We start from the raw sequence: 16,703 nt of genomic DNA on the forward strand, positions 1-16,703 counted from the left end.
AAAGAAACCCATTAATATTGATAAAATGTAACTATTTAAAGAGTTATAAAAAAATATGTTTATCCATCTTGAAAATCGTGCCCTTTTAAAAGTGTCTGGCTTAGATTCTGAAACTTTTCTTCAGGGCCAGCTTAGTAATGATATTAATCAGTTAAACACTTCAAGTGTTCAATTGAATGCATATTGTCAACATCAGGGAAAAATCTTGGCACTGTTCTGGGTAATGAAATATGAAGATAGTTTTCTCCTTTCCTTTCCGTTAGATCTACTTGAGACTATAAAGCCTAGACTTCAAATGTTTGTCATAATGTCTGATGTAACTATAGATGACGTGACCTCTAGTTACCTTCAAATTGGTTCAATAGATGAGGAACATCAAAACGCATATGTAATTAATGATAAATTATCATTAATCATCGATGATAAAAAAAATAGTAATAAATTCAATATGGATTCATTAGATATTTGGAATATAGCCTGTATCGAGTCAAGTCTCCCCGAAATCTACCTTGAGACAAGTGAAAAATTAGTTCCTCAAATGCTTAATCTAGATATTAATGAAATAGGTGTTAACTTTTCTAAGGGCTGCTATCCAGGCCAGGAGGTCGTCGCAAGACTCCACTATCTTGGATCAGCAAAAAGAAGATTATTCACATTTAAATCAGAAGCCGAACTTAATATAGGTGATTCCTTGTATTGTGCCTCATCAAAGACAGCAAAAATTCGAGGAGACAGGTATAAAGGGAGCGGAATGATCTTAAATAAGGTAAAATTTAATTCGTTATTTCATTGCTTAGCGACACTTGATGTGGAATTAATAGATAATGAGATTACTCTTAATAATGAACATGGACCAACACTAAAAATAATACACAATGAATAAAATACTGCTAATCCTTATAAGTCTAATTCCAAGCATCAGTTTTGCTACTTCATCTTCAGAAAACCTTGATTTAACAAGTCATATGGCTGGTTATATTGCATTAACAATATTTGCTTTAGCATATATTTTTGTGATGCTTGAAGAGTTCACTCACCTTCGTAAGTCAAAGCCAGTAATTTTAGCTGCTGGAATTATATGGGCAATCATAGGTTGGGTCTATGCTACAAATGGAATCCCTCATGCTGCAGAGGTTGCAGTAAGGCATAACTTTTTAGAGTTTGCTGAGTTATTCCTTTTTCTATTAGTCGCAATGACCTATATTGAGTCAATGAGAGAGCGCCTAGTATTTGATAAACTTAAAGTCTGGCTTGTATCAAGAGAATTTACTTACAGACAACTCTTTTGGTTAACAGGTTTTATAGCTTTCTTTATGTCACCGATAGCTGATAACCTAACGACTGCGCTTGTTATGGGTGCGGTAGTTCTTGCGGTAGGTGCCGGCAATGCCCGTTTTATCTCAATCGGATTTGTAAACATTGTTGTGGCAGCCAATGCAGGTGGTGCTTTTAGCCCATTTGGAGATATTACCACTCTAATGGTCTGGCAAAAAGGACTAATTGATTTCCAACAGTTTTTTGTTCTATTCTTACCATCAGCGGTCAATTATCTTATACCTGCGAGTATCATGCATTTTGCAATTAAAAATGAAAAACCTAAAGCAACTGATGAAACTGTCGATATCAAGACTGGTGGTATTTTAATAACTATCTTATTTCTGTTTACGATCGCTACAGCAGTAAGTTTTCATAACTTCCTTCACCTTCCACCAGCAATGGGAATGATGACAGGATTAGGTTACCTAATGGTTGCTAGCTACTTTATTAAACGTCAAGCACCTAAAGAGAAAGATTCTGAAAGATTTAATATTTTTACTATGGTATCAAGGGCTGAATGGGATACACTGCTATTCTTCTTTGGTGTGATAGTTAGTGTTGGTGGGCTTGGTTTCATGGGTTATCTAGCTCTTGTTTCAGAAGCAATGTATGTGCAGTTAGGCGCTACCTATGCAAATGTGCTGGTAGGTATTCTATCCGCTATTGTAGATAATATTCCTGTTATGTTTGCGGTTTTGACAATGACACCTGACATGTCATTAGGGCAATGGCTCTTGGTTACTTTAACTGCTGGAGTTGGTGGAAGTCTCTTGTCAATTGGCTCTGCAGCTGGAGTGGCGTTAATGGGGCAATCTAAAGGTTACTATACATTTGTCTCTCACCTCAAATGGATATGGGCCATAGCTTTAGGTTATGGTGCTAGTATTGTTACTCACTTATGGATAAATGCAGCACTCTTTGATGTCCCAATCTAGAACTTATATCGATATTGGTAACTCGGCTGTTAAGTGGAGAACAAATGAATCTGAGGTTTTTTCAAAAAATATAGATGGTTTCTCAATAAAATCTTTACCTAGTTCGGATGTTTTTTGGATCAGTTCAGTTGCATATCCAGAAACTGTTAATTCCATTAAAAAACATTTTACTAATGTTCATGAGGTCCAATCTTTAAGGGAATTTGGAAAATTAGTTTTATCTTATGACAAGCCTTCAGGGCTTGGAGTAGATAGATTTCTTGCAATGTTGGGCGCTCAATTGCATTTTCCTGATAAAGATTTATTAATTATTGATGTTGGAAGTGCGATTACTTTTGATGTTATTAAGAGCAGTGGGCATCACCAGGGAGGCCTCATAATGCCTGGATTAAAGGCTCTCAGATTGAGTTTTAAAAAGTTCTCAACCACCAGTCAAACCTTAGAATCTTTTTCAATAAAGAGTAATACTAAAGAGGCTTGGAGTAGTGGGACTCATGCAATGATCCTGTCATCTATTAATCAACAAATTAATGATTTCAAATTAAAATACCCAGATGGTGAGGTTTTAATTTCTGGTGGAATAGTAAAAGAAATTCTTAAAGATCTACCAAAATCAATCAATTACATTGATAATTTGGTTTTGGATGGTTTGGAAAGCTACAGTGAAATTGTGGGATAATTAACACATTAATATAAACAGCCTAAATAATATCTAATGAAAGATCACCGCGTATTATCGGGAATGCGTCCAACAGGTCAGCTTCATCTAGGTCACTACCATGGTGTTCTTAAAAATTGGGCTAGACTCCAAAATGAATATGACTCCTACTATTTTGTTGCTGATTGGCATGCATTTACAACGCATTATTCAGACAAAATAGATTTAGAGAAAAATGTTGCAGACATGATTGTTGACTGGCTGGCTACGGGACTCAATCCAAATACAGCAACTCTCTTCGTGCAGTCCAAAGTTCCAGAACATGCTGAACTCCATCTGTTGCTTTCCATGTCAACGCCACTGAGTTGGCTTGAGAGAGTTCCATCATTTAAAGATCAACAAGAAAAACTTAAAACAAAAGATCTATCGACCTATGGTTTTTTGGGCTATCCTCTGCTCCAGAGCGCAGATATTTTAATCTATAAGGCTGGGCTTGTTCCAGTTGGTGAGGATCAGGTTGCTCATGTAGAATTTACTCGTGAGGTTGCTAGGCGATTTAATTATGTCTATGGTAGGGAGGCTAATTTTGAGGATAAAGCTGAAGTTGCCATTAAAAAAATGGGTAAAAAACAATCTAAACTTTATAGAGAGCTTAGAAAATCATATCAGGAGACTGGCGATGATGAGTCTCTAATTAAAGCAAAAGCATTGCTTGGAGAGCAGCAAAACATAACTTTGGGTGACCGCGAAAGATTACTTGGCTATATTGAAGGTCTGGGTAAGATTATTCTAACTGAACCTGAGGCGCACCTAACCAAAGCCTCAAAGATGCCAGGACTTGATGGTCAAAAAATGTCGAAGTCATATAATAATACGATTTCGTTAAGAGAGGGTCCTGAGCTGGTTAAGCAAAAGATTAATAAAATGCCTACTGACCCTGCAAGAATAAAATTGACAGATCCGGGTGATCCCAATAAATGCCCAGTTTTTCAGATGCATAAAATCTACTCCTCAGAGGATACAATGAATTGGGTAACTGATGGTTGTAAAAATGCCAAAATAGGCTGTATTGACTGTAAGAAACCTATCATTGACAGCATTATTTCAGAATTGGTACCAATTCAAGAAGAAATAGCAAAATACCAATCTAATCCTAACCTTATTCAAGAAATTATTTTTGAGGGCTCTGAAAGAGCTAGGTCTGTTGCAAGAGCAACAATGGAAGAGGTCCGTGATGCCATGGGTATAACATACTAACCTTAATCTAAGCATATGCCTGAAAGACTTCAAAAACTAATAGCCAATGCTGGTTATGGCTCTAGGCGATGGGCTGAAAGGCTTATTGAGCAAGGCAGGATCTCTGTTAACAACCATGAAGCAAAGCTCGGAGATAAGGCGATTATTGATGACAAAGTAACGATTGACGGGCGACCAATAGACCTCAAGCGTTATTCAGAGGTTGAAACAAAAGTTTTAATTATTAACAAGCAGGCTGGCATTATTTGTTCCAATAAAGATGAAGAGGGACGAAAAAGTGTATTCGATTTTCTTCCAGAAAATACACGCTGGGTAATGGTTGGCCGATTAGATTTAAATACATCAGGCTTACTGTTATTTACAAATAATGGTGATCTTGCCAATAAACTTATGCATCCAAGTTCTGAGATTGATAGGGAGTATGCTGTGCGTGTTTTAGGTCAAGTTGAGGAAAAGCATATTAAACAATTAACCTCAGGAATTGAACTTGAAGATGGTTTTGCTAAATTTCATAGGGTTAATCTTGGAGGAGGTGAGGGGGCGAACCGGTGGTACCACGTCGTCGTAAGAGAGGGCAGAAAGCGTGAGGTAAGAAGGCTTTGGGAGGCATTAGAATTTAAAGTTTCACGTTTAATTCGAACAAGGTTTGGTGATATTCGCCTGCCAGATAATTTACGCGCAAATCAGACTGACTATTTAAAGCCTAAGCAGGTTGAAGCCCTAATGAAGGCAGTTAATCTCAAGGAATAATCTTTTAGTTTTTACAACTGCTATTTTTACTTAACCTTAGTGTTTTCAATCTTGTGAGACCATATGCGTCAAGTATAATGGCATTTTTTAAATAGAATTATTTTGTAATTAATGTCTGATTATAAAACTACCTTAAATCTTCCTGCAACAGATTTTCCAATGAAAGCAAATTTAGCTAATCGTGAAGGCGGTTTTTTAAAGAATTGGCAGGATCAAGATTTGCATAAACAAATTCGTCAAAAATTTAAAGGAAAACCAACTTTTGTTCTTCATGATGGCCCTCCTTATGCCAATGGAGATATCCATATTGGTCATGCTGTAAATAAAGTCCTTAAGGACGTCATTGTTAAAAGTAAAACCTTATCTGGTTTTGATGCTCCTTATGTTCCTGGATGGGATTGCCATGGCCTTCCAATTGAACATATGGTTGAGAAAAAGAAAGGCAAGGTTGGACAAAAGATAAATGCGGATGATTTTCGAGCAGCATGTAGAGAATATGCTGATAAACAAATCGAGAAGCAAAAAATTGACTTTAAACGACTTGGAATAATTGGTGATTGGGATAATCCTTACCAAACTAAAAACTTTAAGTATGAAGCTGATATTGTAAGGTCTCTTGGAAAAATAGTTAAAAATGGACATATCTCTAAGGGCTTTAAACCAGTTCATTGGTGCACAGAATGCTCTTCAGCCCTTGCTGAAGCTGAGGTTGAATATAAAGATAAGGGCTCTGATACTGTCGATGTCTCATTTAAAGTTGTAGATGATTTTTTTGACTTAGACAAGCCTGTTTCTATTATTATATGGACAACAACTCCATGGACATTACCAGCAAATGAAGCTGTCGCATTACATCCAGATCTTAACTATGTTTTGGCAGATATTGGAGATAAATTCATAATTCTTGCTGATGAGCTCTATGCAACTGCTTTAGAAAGATATGGTATTAAAAATGCAACTAAACTTGATAGGGTCTATAAAGGGTCTGATCTAGAGGGTATTATGACACAGCATCCCTTTTATGATAAAAAAGTACCAATCATATTGGGTGAGCATGTAACAACAGAAGCTGGAACTGGGGCAGTGCATACCGCACCCGCACATGGCCAAGATGATTATATTGTTGGTCTTAAGTATAACTTGCCAGTTGACTGTCCTGTAGATGGCAGAGGGATATTTATTGACTCGACAAAATATGTTGCAGGTGAATTCATTTTTAAAGCTAATGCAACAATTATTGAGTTATTAGAAAATAAAAAAACTCTTTTAAAACATGATCCAATAAATCATTCATACCCCCATTGTTGGAGGCATAAGACACCAGTTATATTTCGAGCAACTCCTCAATGGTTTATTTCTATGACTCAAAAAAAGTTAAGGGATAAGGTTAATGAAGAAATTCTTAATGTTAAGTGGATACCTAATTGGGGGCAGAAACGAATTGAGCTAATGGTCGGCAATAGACCAGATTGGTGTATATCTAGGCAACGCTATTGGGGTTCGCCAATCACTTTATTTATTAATAAAATAACTGGCGAAATGCATCCAAATACAGAAGAGCTATTTGAGATCGTTGCTAAAAAAATTGAATTGGAAGGAATTGAAGCATGGTTTAAACTCAAAATTGAAGACATTTTAGGTAAGGAAGCATCTGAGTATGAGAAAACTACTGATACGCTTGATGTTTGGTTTGACTCTGGTGTTAGTCATTATGCAGTATTAAAGGCGAGTGATCATCTAACAGATGTTGCTGACATGTACCTAGAGGGTTCAGACCAACATAGAGGGTGGTTTCAATCATCTCTTATAACGTCTTGTGCAATAAATTCTAAAGCACCTTATAAACAAGTTCTAACGCATGGCTTTACAGTTGATCAAAAGGGATACAAGATGAGTAAATCTTTGGGTAATGTTATACCTCCCCAAAAGGTTGTTAATTCGCTTGGTGCTGATATTTTAAGATTGTGGATAGGTAGTACGGATTATTCAGGCGAAATGACAGTTTCTGATGAAATTCTTAATCGAAGTGCAGATAGCTACCGAAGAATAAGAAATACAATGCGTTTTATGTTGGCAAATATGCAAGGCTTTGATTGTGATAAGGACCTTATCAAGGCAGAACAAATGCTACTTTTAGATCAATGGATTATTGCAAAAACTGCTGAACTTCAATCTCAAGTTATCAAAGGTTACGATGAGTACAATTTTCATCACGTAATGAAGATGATTCTAAATTTTTGTACTAATGATCTTGGTGGCTTTTACTTAGACATAATTAAAGATAGGCAATATACGACACAAACTGACTCCTTAGCAAGGCGTTCTGCTCAGAGTGCTTTATTTCATATCTCTCATGCAATGGTGCGATGGTTGTCACCAATACTCTCTTTTACTTCAGAAGAGATATGGCAATTTTTACCTGGCGCTTCAAAAGAAAGTATTTTTTTACAGACCTGGTATAAAGGCTTAGAGGGTAATTTTGAAAATCATTCAATTGAAGTTGCTAGGGATATAAATGTATATCTCCGAAAGGAGCTTGAGCAAATGAGAAGAGACAAGATTATTGGCTCTTCACTTGATGCTGAAGTGGATATTTATTGTAGCGATAAAATCCATACAGCGCTTCTCGAATTAGAGAGTGAATTAAGGTTTGTATTTATAACTTCAGAGGCTTTGATTCATCGATTAGGAGATAAGCCAAAAGATGCTGTAGATGTTGATGAAAACTTAGCTGTAAGAGTCAGAAAAAGTAGTTATCAAAAGTGTGTGCGTTGTTGGCATCACAGAGTTGAGATTGGAGAAAATAAACAACATAAAGAGCTTTGTGGTCGTTGTATAGAAAATGTCTCAGGTGAGGGAGAAAAGAGGGTATTTGCCTAATGAGCAGCTTACATAAAATATTAGACGTTGAACTAGGAAATAAATCTTATCCAATCTACATTGGAAGTAAATTACTGTCCAATAAATCCTATCTTGAAAACCATATTAGTGGAAAGCAAGTGATGATTATTACCAATTCAACTATTGCTCCTCTTTATTTAGATAAAGTTAAAAAGTTATTAGAAAAGTTCATTGTGGAAGTTACAATTTTGCCTGATGGTGAAAAGTATAAAACACTTGAGACGACTAAAACTATATTTGATGCTTTGCTTGAGGCACAATTTGATCGAAGTGCTACCTTAATTGCCTTAGGTGGTGGTGTTATTGGTGATATTACTGGTTTTGCAGCGGCTTCATACCAAAGAGGGATTAATTTTATTCAAATACCTACTACGTTGCTTTCTCAAGTAGATTCAAGTGTAGGAGGAAAGACGGGTGTTAATCATGAGCTAGGTAAAAATATGATTGGTGCATTCCATCAGCCTGAAGCAGTTATTATTGATGTTGATACATTAGAGACTTTAAATGATCGTGAATTTTCTGCTGGTATGGCAGAGGTTATCAAATATGGTTTTCTGGGAAATATTGGTTTTTTAGCAATGCTTGAAAAAAATATTGATGCAATAATGAGCCGAGATAAAAATCTGATTATTGAAGCTGTTTATCAATCATGTGAAGATAAGGCAAAGGTTGTTGCTGAAGACGAATTTGAGAAAGGTAAGAGGGCATTATTAAACCTTGGGCATACCTTTGGTCATGGTATTGAAAATGTTTTAGGTTATGGAACATATCTTCATGGTGAGGCTATTTCAATTGGAATGTATATGGCGGCTAAACTATCTGAACTTGAAGGGCATCTAAAACTTGAAGACGTTGAGCGTGTTAAAAATATTCTAATTAAGGCAAAGTTACCTACTAGTATTGATGGCAAAGTTACAAGTGAAGAATTAATTAAGGCTATGTCAATTGATAAAAAAGCTATTGATGGTAATATACGTTTGGTGCTTTTACAAAATTTAGGTGATTCTTATTTATCGGATGATTATTCGTCAGATAATTTTTATCAAGTAATATCTATTTTTTCTAAATAACAATAACTTTATGTCATTAGATCAAAAACAAGTTAAAGAGATTGCATACCTGGCAAGGTTAAATGTGAGTGATTCTGAGTTGGTAAAAAGCACAGAGGAGCTTAATAATATACTCAATTTAATGGAAGAGCTTGGTGATATAGACACTGGTGAAATAGAGCCAATGGCCCATCCATTGCATATGTCACAGCGCTTAAGAACTGATGAAGTTACTGAAACTGATTTATCAAAGGAGTTTCAAGAAATAGCCCCAAAGAAGGGTAAAGATCATTTCCTTGTTCCAACAGTGATTGAGTAGTGATGCATAAATTATCCATAGCTGAACTTTCTAAAGGTTTAAAAAATAAAGAATTTTCATCAGTTGAATTGACCCAACATTTCCTTGATAGGATTGGGGTTTCTTCATTGAATTCATATATTACAGTTACTGATGAATTAGCACTTTCTCAGGCAAAACAGGCTGATCTTAAGATTGCTAAGGGCACTGGCACTATATTGACTGGAATACCATATGCCCATAAAGATATTTTTTGTACCTTGGGCGTAAAAACTTCTGCTGGGTCAAAGATGCTTGATTCATTTATTTCTCCTTTCAATGCGACTATTACTCAAAAGTTTAATGATGAGAATATGGTTATGCTTGGCAAGACAAATATGGATGAGTTTGCTATGGGATCATCGAATGAAAATTCTTTTTATGGGCCAGTCAGAAATCCTTGGGATCAAGATAGAGTTCCTGGGGGCTCATCAGGAGGATCTGCTGCTGCGGTAGCAGCTCGGATAGCGCCATTTGCAACTGGAACTGATACTGGAGGAAGTATTCGACAGCCGGCAAGTCTTTGTGGCATTACAGGTATTAAGCCTACTTATGGACGAATTTCAAGGTACGGAATGATTGCTTATGCATCCAGTTTAGATCAAGCAGGTCCAATGACTAAAACTGCAGAGGATGCTGCTATAGTATTAAATTCAATGGCAGGGTTTGATCCTAAAGACTCAACCAGTGCTCAAAAAGAAACGCCAGACTATACAAAAAATTTAGGTAAGTCTATAAAAGGTTTAAAAATTGGTCTTCCTAAGGAGTTTTTCTCTGAAGGCTTAGATAGTAATGTTGAGCAAGTTATTATGCAGTCAATAAGTGAATTTGAGTCTATGGGGGCTAAAATTCATGAAATATCACTTCCAAACTCAGCATATGCTATCCCAACATATTATATTGTTGCGCCATGTGAATGCTCATCAAATTTATCAAGATTTGATGGGGTTCGCTATGGATATCGATGTAAAGATCCAAAAGACTTAAATGATTTATATCTCAGGTCTCGTTCGGAGGGTCTTGGTGAGGAGGTTAAACGCCGGATCATGATTGGTACGTATGCTCTCTCTGCCGGCTACTATGATGCGTATTATCTTAAAGCACAAAAAGTGCGACAATTAATAAGTGAAGATTTTAAAAAAGCCTTTAAAAATGTAGATGTAATAATGGGCCCTGTTTCACCTACTACTGCATTTGAAATGGGATCTCACAAAGACTCAGTTTCAATGTATTTAGCTGATATTTATACACTTTCAGCAAATCTTGCCGGTCTCCCAGGTATGAGTATTCCAGCTGGATTTTCCAAAAATTTACCTGTTGGACTTCAGTTAATAGGTAACCATTGGTCTGAAGAAACTTTACTTAATGCTGCACATCAATTCCAATTACAAACTAATTGGCATTCTCAGTTACCTGATGAATCATAAAGAGGAAAGATAATGGCTTGGGAAACAGTAATTGGTTTAGAAATACATTCACAGTTAAAAACTAAATCAAAGATTTTTTCTGGAGCGTCCACTGCATTTGGAGCAAAACCAAACTCTCAAGCTTGTGCTGTTGATCTTGGTTATCCAGGAGTTTTACCTGTCCTTAATAAAGAGGTAGTAATGATGGCACTAAGTTTTGGCTTAGCAGTTAACGCTAAAATTAACCAAAATTCAATTTTTGCAAGAAAAAATTATTTCTATCCTGACCTTCCTAAGGGCTATCAAATTTCTCAGTTTGAGTTACCAATAGTTGGTGAAGGAGAAATTGAAATACCTTTGGATGATGGCCAGAATAAGCTTATTGGTATTACACGCGCTCATCTTGAAGAGGATGCTGGAAAATCAATTCATGACTTATATGACGACTATACTGCAATTGACCTTAACCGAGCAGGAACTCCTCTCTTAGAGATCGTTTCTGAACCTGATATGAGTAGTGCAAAAGAAGCAGTCTCTTATGCTAAAAAAATCCATTCCTTGGTCCAATACATTGGTATTTGTGATGGAAATATGCAGGAGGGTTCATTTCGATGTGATGCAAATGTTTCAGTTAGAAGACAAGGAGCTGAGCTAGGAACTCGCGCTGAGTTGAAAAATATAAACTCATTTAAATTTTTAGAGAAAGCTATAAATTTAGAGGTAGTAAGGCAGATTGATATTCTTGAGGATGGTGGCGCGATTGTTCAAGAAACAAGGCTTTATGATGCTGTTAAGAATGAAACTAGATCGATGCGTTCAAAGGAGGAGGCTAATGATTATAGATATTTCCCAGACCCTGACTTATTACCAATTTCCATTGATGATGACCTTTTAACTGAAATTAAGAATAGTCTTCCAGAGCTTCCAACAGAAAAGAAGATTAGATTTATGGACAACTTTAAACTTAGTGAGTATGATGCAGAAAATTTGACTGCACACAAAGAAATTTCTGAATACTTTGAGTCTATGATTAGCCATGGTGCTGATGTAAAGATTGCCGCTAACTGGGTGATGGGTGAGCTATCAGCTTCACTAAATAAAAGTCAAATTGAAATCAATGAATCACCTATACCAGCCCTTCAGTTATCTGAACTTATTAAAAAAATTAGTGATAATACAATTTCAGGAAAAATTGCTAAAGATGTCTTTAAATTGATGTGGGAAGGTAAAGGAAGTGTCGAAGCTATTATTGAAGAACAGGGATTAACTCAAATGACTGATATTTCTGCATTGGAGACGGTAATTGATGAAATTATTGGCAATAATGGTCAGCAAGTTGAGCAGTTTAAAGCTGGAAATTCTAAACTTTTAGGTTTTTTTGTGGGGCAAGTTATGAAGGCAACTAGTGGCAAGGCAAATCCAAAACAAGTTAATCAAATTTTAAATGATAAGCTCTCTTAAATTTACAGAACTTGGGGAAGACTATTTTTCAAGAGTTACTACTCAAGAGCTAAAAAATAGTCATCTAATCCATATCAATAAAGATTTACAAGCTAGTCTTGAGATAAAACTTTCAAATGAAGAGCTCCGAGCAGTATGTTCGGGAGAAGAAAAATTTGAAAAAGTTGAGCCAATTGCTAGTGTTTATGCGGGTCATCAGTTTGGTTATTTTGTGCCTCAGCTTGGTGATGGCAGGTCTTGCTTAATTGGGGAGATAAAAGGCTATGAACTTTCGTTAAAGGGGGCAGGCACTACACCATTTTCAAGGGGTGCTGATGGTCGTGCTGTTCTTCGATCTAGTATACGTGAATATTTATGTTCGATTGCAATGGAAGGGTTGAATATTGCTACTACTAAATGTCTTGCTATTGTTGCTAGTGATAGTGATGTTTATCGTGAGCATGTGGAGAGTGGTTCAATTGTAACTCGTGTTTTTGAAAGTAATATTCGATTTGGACACTTTGAATTTTTTGCTGCTAACGGCCAAACTGAAAATGTTAAAAAACTCGCTGATTTTGTTTTAGAACATTATTATCCTCAATTAAAAGGAAAAAATTGTTACCTTAATCTCTTTAAGAAAATAGTTCAAACAACTGCTTCAATGATAGCTGGCTGGCAAGCTCAAGGGTTTGCTCATGGTGTTATGAATACTGATAATATGTCAATTTTAGGACTTACTATTGATTATGGTCCTTTCAGTTTTATGGAGAACTATAACCCATCTTTTATTTGTAATCACTCAGATAATCAGGGTCGTTATTCATTTGAGAGGCAGCCAGGAGTTGCTTTATGGAACCTAGAGCGACTCGCTGACTCACTCAAAAATTTGATCAGAGAGGCTAATTTAAAAGATGCGTTGGCAGAATATCAACCCACTTTAATTAAAGAGTATTCAGCTCTAATGAGGCGAAAGTTTGGACTACTTAAAAATATTGAAGGGGATAGTGAACTAATTAATGATTTTTTAGAATTACTTTATATCAATAAAAAAGATTATCATCGATCAATGAGGCAGCTAACGTCATTGGAGGGGCAAACTTTAGGCGCCAACTTTAATTCTTGGTTTAAAAGATATTATGAGAGAGTTGAAAAAGAAGATGAAAAAGCTAACGAAAGAAATAAATTGATGAATTCAGTTAATCCAAAGTATGTTTTAAGAAACTATCTGGCAGAAGTCGCTATTAGGAAGGCTGAAGATTTAAATGATTATGAAGAAATTGATACTTTATTTAATCTATTAAAGTCACCATTTGAAAACCATGAGGGGTTTGAAGCATATGATAATGAAGCGCCAGATTGGGCTCAAAATCTGGAACTTAGCTGCTCATCATAGTAAATTTTAATTCCCATTAAGGCTATATAAACGATATGAAGAATAGTTGAATCTGATTAACTATTGGCAATACGACAAGTTGAAAACCCCCTATATACATTAATCCTAATAGTATTAGAAATCCATACTGCTCAAATTGGCCATATTTGTATGCTAATGGACCAGGTAAAAGGGCACTAATAACTCTCGAGCCATCAAGAGGAGGAATGGGTAGAAGATTGAAAACTGCAAGTAAAATATTAAAAAATATACCAATACCAGCCATTTTTAAAAATATTGGTTGATTTAAATTAATTGAAATTATGGCAACAATTACCCAACCAATAGCCATAAGGAAGTTAGCTCCAGGTCCAGCAAGTGCAACTAAGATCATTCCTGATTTTTGAGATTTAAGTGCTCGAAAATTAATTGGAACTGGCTTTGCCCAGCCAAAGATAAATCCTACACTCATAATTACTAATAATAATGGAACCAATATTGTCCCAACTGGATCAATGTGTTTAACAGGATTTAAAGTGACTCTTCCCATCATTCTAGCTGTATGATCCCCTAATTTACTTGCAGCCCAGCCATGTGCTGCCTCATGAAGAGTAATTGCAAATAGAAGTGGAATAATATAAATTAATAAAGTTTGAAAATCTGGCATTAGGTAAAATAAAATTTTTTGGTATGAATACTATTTTATATGAAAAGCACTGACGCATTAATCTCTACTATAAAGGAAGCACCAAATGATGCTCAGATTATCTCGCATCAGTTAATGATTCGAGCTGGTTTAATTTCAAGATTAGCTTCAGGCTTGTATTCTTATCTTCCTATGGGCCTCAAAATTGTCCAAAAAGTTGAAAAAATTGTTCGTGAGGAGATGAATAAATCTAAGGCATTAGAGGTATTGATGCCAATAGCTCATCCTGCTGAACTTTGGCAAGAATCTAAAAGATGGGAGGAGTATGGACCTGAATTGCTTCGCTTTAAAGACAGGCATGACAGGGACTTCTGTTTTGGACCAACTCATGAGGAAGTCATTACAGATATAGCTAAGCAGTATCTGAGAAGTTATAAGCAGCTGCCAATAAATTTTTATCAAATTCAAACAAAATTTAGAGATGAAATTCGACCCCGATTTGGGGTAATGCGCTCGAGAGAGTTTATTATGAAAGACGCTTACTCGTTTCATATTAATGAAAAATCACTTGGTGAAACTTACAAGGTTATGCATCAAACTTATTGTAATATTTTTGATAGAATTGGCTTTGATTACAGGCCTGTTTTAGCTGATTCTGGAACTATTGGAGGTGATAGCTCACATGAATTTCATGTTCTAGCAGATTCTGGTGAGGATGCAATTTGTTTTTCTGATGGGTCAGACTATGCAGCTAATATAGACCGAGCTGAAACGTTACCTCAAGAAACACCTAAATCTCCAAAAGAGAATCTGGAACTTGTTGAAACTCCCGGAGTTAAGACTATTAATGACGTATGTGATTTATTAAAAATTAAGCCTGTTAACTCTATCAAAACGCTTATTATTGAGGCTGAAGATGATAGTCTTATTGCAATTGTCTTGAGAGGAGATCATGAACTTAATGAAGTTAAAGCTTCAAAAATATCAGGTATCAAGAAACCCTTAAGGATGGCTGAAGAGGAAAACGTTAAGCAACAATTAGGATGTTCATTTGGCTCAATTGGAGTGGTAAATCTTGATATTCCAATTATTGTAGATTATGCGGCAGCTTCGCTTTCAGATTTTGTCTGTGGTGCTAATATTAATGATAAGCATTATGTAGGTGTTAATTGGAAGCGTGACACAAAAAAAATAACACCAAGGGATTTGCGTAACGTTATTGCTGGTGATCCTTCTCCAGATGGTAAAGGAAAGCTTGAAATCAAGCGTGGAATTGAGGTTGGCCATATTTTTCAGCTAGGCACAAAGTATTCTGACTCTATGAATGCAAATGTTATTGGTGAAGATGGAAGGGCAGTTAATATGAATATGGGCTGCTATGGTATAGGTGTAACAAGAATTGTAGCAGCAAGCATTGAGCAAAATTATGATGATAGAGGGATAATTTTTCCAGAGTCAATAGCCCCTTTTCAACTTGTTATAGTTCCAATAAATTACAATAAATCAAGTCGAGTTAAGGCCCTAGCTGATGAACTTTATAAAGATTGTTTAGCTCAAGGTATTGATGTCTTATTAGATGATCGTAAAGAGCGTCCTGGAATTATGTTTGCAGACTCTGAGCTCCTTGGAATACCTCATCGTTTTGTCTTAAGTGATACGCATGCGGATAACGGAAAAGTTGAATATAAATCTAGGAAGGAAGCTGAAAAAGTTGAAGTTGATTTTAAATTAGCTGTTAACTTTATTCTTGATAAGCTTGAGTAATGGTTTTTTTGCAATACATCATACCTCAGCATTTTTTATCCAGTCTGATGTTTCGGTTTACAAGAATAAAAGTCTTGTGGATAAAGAATACTTTTACAAGATGGTTTGTTAAAAAGTATCAGGTTAACTTAGCAGAAGCTGAAGTTGAAAAAATTGAGGACTTTATTCATTTCAATGATTTTTTTACACGAGCTCTTAAGCCAAATTTAAGGCCAATATCGGACTCTAAGCTAATCTCTCCAGTTGATGGCGTTGTTTCTCAATCTGGGAAAATTGAAGACTCTCAAATCTTTCAAGCCAAAGGGCATCAATATTCTACAAATAATCTTCTTGCAGATAAGTCCTCAACAGTTTTTAATAATGGAAAATTTGCTACAATTTACTTATCTCCTAGGGATTATCATCGCATTCATATGCCTTGTGATGGAATTTTGTTAGAAATGAAATACATCCCAGGAAGTCTATTCTCGGTTAATCAAAAAACTGTTAGTAATGTTGAGAGAGTTTTTGCAAGAAATGAACGTTTAGTCTGCCTATTTAAAACTGAATTTGGGCAAATGGCTTTTATATTAGTTGGGGCAATCTTTGTAGGATCAATGCAAACAATATGGGAGGGTCAAATCACCCCTCCATATGGAAAAAAAATTACAAACTATAACTATAAGGATAAAGATAAAGTGATTAAGCTCTCTAAGGGAGATGAATTAGGTCGATTCAATATGGGTTCGACGGTAATTATGCTCCTGCCAAAGGATTCAATAGATATAAATCTTATTGAGGGACAGGAGCTTAAAATGGGACAAGAGATTATTTAATTTTAGATGCTTAAGAATCTCCACTCTTTATAGCTACTGCAGTTTCTAACACGGAT

14 protein-coding genes are annotated in these 16,703 nt (G+C 35.8%); 13 read left to right on the forward strand and 1 reads right to left on the reverse strand.

The genetic code is table 11. The features are described from left to right. Positions 1-55 precede the first annotated feature (55 nt). From CRN91_RS04040 to CRN91_RS04090, 11 genes are all read left to right on the forward strand, one after another. Positions 56-883, forward strand: coding sequence for a CAF17-like 4Fe-4S cluster assembly/insertion protein YgfZ (locus tag CRN91_RS04040; RefSeq protein WP_114115162.1), 828 nt, complete (start codon positions 56-58; stop codon positions 881-883). Further along, positions 876-2,252, forward strand: a complete 1,377-nt coding sequence (nhaD, locus tag CRN91_RS04045) for a sodium:proton antiporter NhaD (RefSeq protein ID WP_114115163.1) — start codon at positions 876-878, stop codon at positions 2,250-2,252. Before CRN91_RS04040 ends, nhaD begins: the two co-directional genes overlap by 8 nt. Next, positions 2,239-2,931, forward strand: coding sequence for a type III pantothenate kinase (locus tag CRN91_RS04050; RefSeq protein WP_114115164.1), 693 nt, complete (start codon positions 2,239-2,241; stop codon positions 2,929-2,931). The genes nhaD and CRN91_RS04050 overlap by 14 nt, the downstream gene beginning before the upstream one ends. Positions 2,932-2,967: 36 nt before the next feature. Continuing rightward, positions 2,968-4,167 carry a tryptophan--tRNA ligase gene (locus tag CRN91_RS04055; RefSeq protein WP_114115165.1) on the forward strand — a complete coding sequence of 400 codons (1,200 nt, stop codon included), beginning with the start codon at positions 2,968-2,970 and terminating at the stop codon, positions 4,165-4,167. Between the two features lie 15 nt (positions 4,168-4,182). Next, the gene (locus tag CRN91_RS04060; RefSeq protein ID WP_114115166.1) at positions 4,183-4,917 is read left to right on the forward strand and encodes a pseudouridine synthase; all 735 of its coding nucleotides are present in this window, start codon (positions 4,183-4,185) and stop codon (positions 4,915-4,917) included. A gap of 111 nt (positions 4,918-5,028) precedes the next feature. Next, the gene (ileS, locus tag CRN91_RS04065; RefSeq protein WP_114115167.1) at positions 5,029-7,797 is read left to right on the forward strand and encodes an isoleucine--tRNA ligase; all 2,769 of its coding nucleotides are present in this window, start codon (positions 5,029-5,031) and stop codon (positions 7,795-7,797) included. After that, positions 7,797-8,888 carry a 3-dehydroquinate synthase gene (gene aroB, locus CRN91_RS04070; protein ID WP_114115168.1) on the forward strand — a complete coding sequence of 364 codons (1,092 nt, stop codon included), beginning with the start codon at positions 7,797-7,799 and terminating at the stop codon, positions 8,886-8,888. The genes ileS and aroB overlap by 1 nt, the downstream gene beginning before the upstream one ends. Before the next feature lie 10 nt (positions 8,889-8,898). Beyond that, positions 8,899-9,186 (forward strand): Asp-tRNA(Asn)/Glu-tRNA(Gln) amidotransferase subunit GatC, encoded by a 288-nt coding sequence (gene gatC / locus CRN91_RS04075; RefSeq protein WP_114115169.1) that lies wholly within the window; start codon positions 8,899-8,901, stop codon positions 9,184-9,186. Between the two features lie 2 nt (positions 9,187-9,188). After that, complete coding sequence (gene gatA, locus CRN91_RS04080; protein ID WP_114115170.1) at positions 9,189-10,631, forward strand: Asp-tRNA(Asn)/Glu-tRNA(Gln) amidotransferase subunit GatA; 1,443 nt, start codon at positions 9,189-9,191, stop codon at positions 10,629-10,631. A gap of 12 nt (positions 10,632-10,643) precedes the next feature. Continuing rightward, positions 10,644-12,071, forward strand: a complete 1,428-nt coding sequence (gatB, locus tag CRN91_RS04085; protein WP_114115171.1) for an Asp-tRNA(Asn)/Glu-tRNA(Gln) amidotransferase subunit GatB — start codon at positions 10,644-10,646, stop codon at positions 12,069-12,071. After that, positions 12,055-13,443, forward strand: a complete 1,389-nt coding sequence (locus CRN91_RS04090) for a protein adenylyltransferase SelO (RefSeq protein ID WP_114115172.1) — start codon at positions 12,055-12,057, stop codon at positions 13,441-13,443. Before gatB ends, CRN91_RS04090 begins: the two co-directional genes overlap by 17 nt. Before the next feature lie 22 nt (positions 13,444-13,465). On the opposite strand, the gene CRN91_RS04095 is transcribed toward CRN91_RS04090, so the two are convergent. Then, entirely contained in the window at positions 13,466-14,089 is a 624-nt protein-coding gene (locus CRN91_RS04095) for a site-2 protease family protein (RefSeq protein ID WP_114115173.1), read from the reverse strand. 39 nt (positions 14,090-14,128) lie between these two features. Between CRN91_RS04095 and CRN91_RS04100 the strand changes: the two genes are divergently transcribed. Together CRN91_RS04100 and asd are read left to right on the forward strand one after the other, a co-directional pair. Further along, positions 14,129-15,832: a proline--tRNA ligase gene (locus CRN91_RS04100; protein WP_114115174.1), complete on the forward strand. Its 1,704-nt coding sequence runs from the start codon at positions 14,129-14,131 to the stop codon at positions 15,830-15,832. A 47-nt stretch (positions 15,833-15,879) separates the two neighbouring features. Beyond that, on the forward strand, positions 15,880-16,647 hold the full coding sequence (asd, locus tag CRN91_RS04105; protein ID WP_114115175.1) for an archaetidylserine decarboxylase: 768 nt from the start codon (positions 15,880-15,882) through the stop codon (positions 16,645-16,647). The last annotated feature ends 56 nt before the right edge of the window (positions 16,648-16,703 follow it).

Source organism: Candidatus Thioglobus sp. NP1 (assembly GCF_003326015.1).
Lineage (GTDB): Bacteria > Pseudomonadota > Gammaproteobacteria > PS1 > Pseudothioglobaceae > Pseudothioglobus > Pseudothioglobus singularis_A.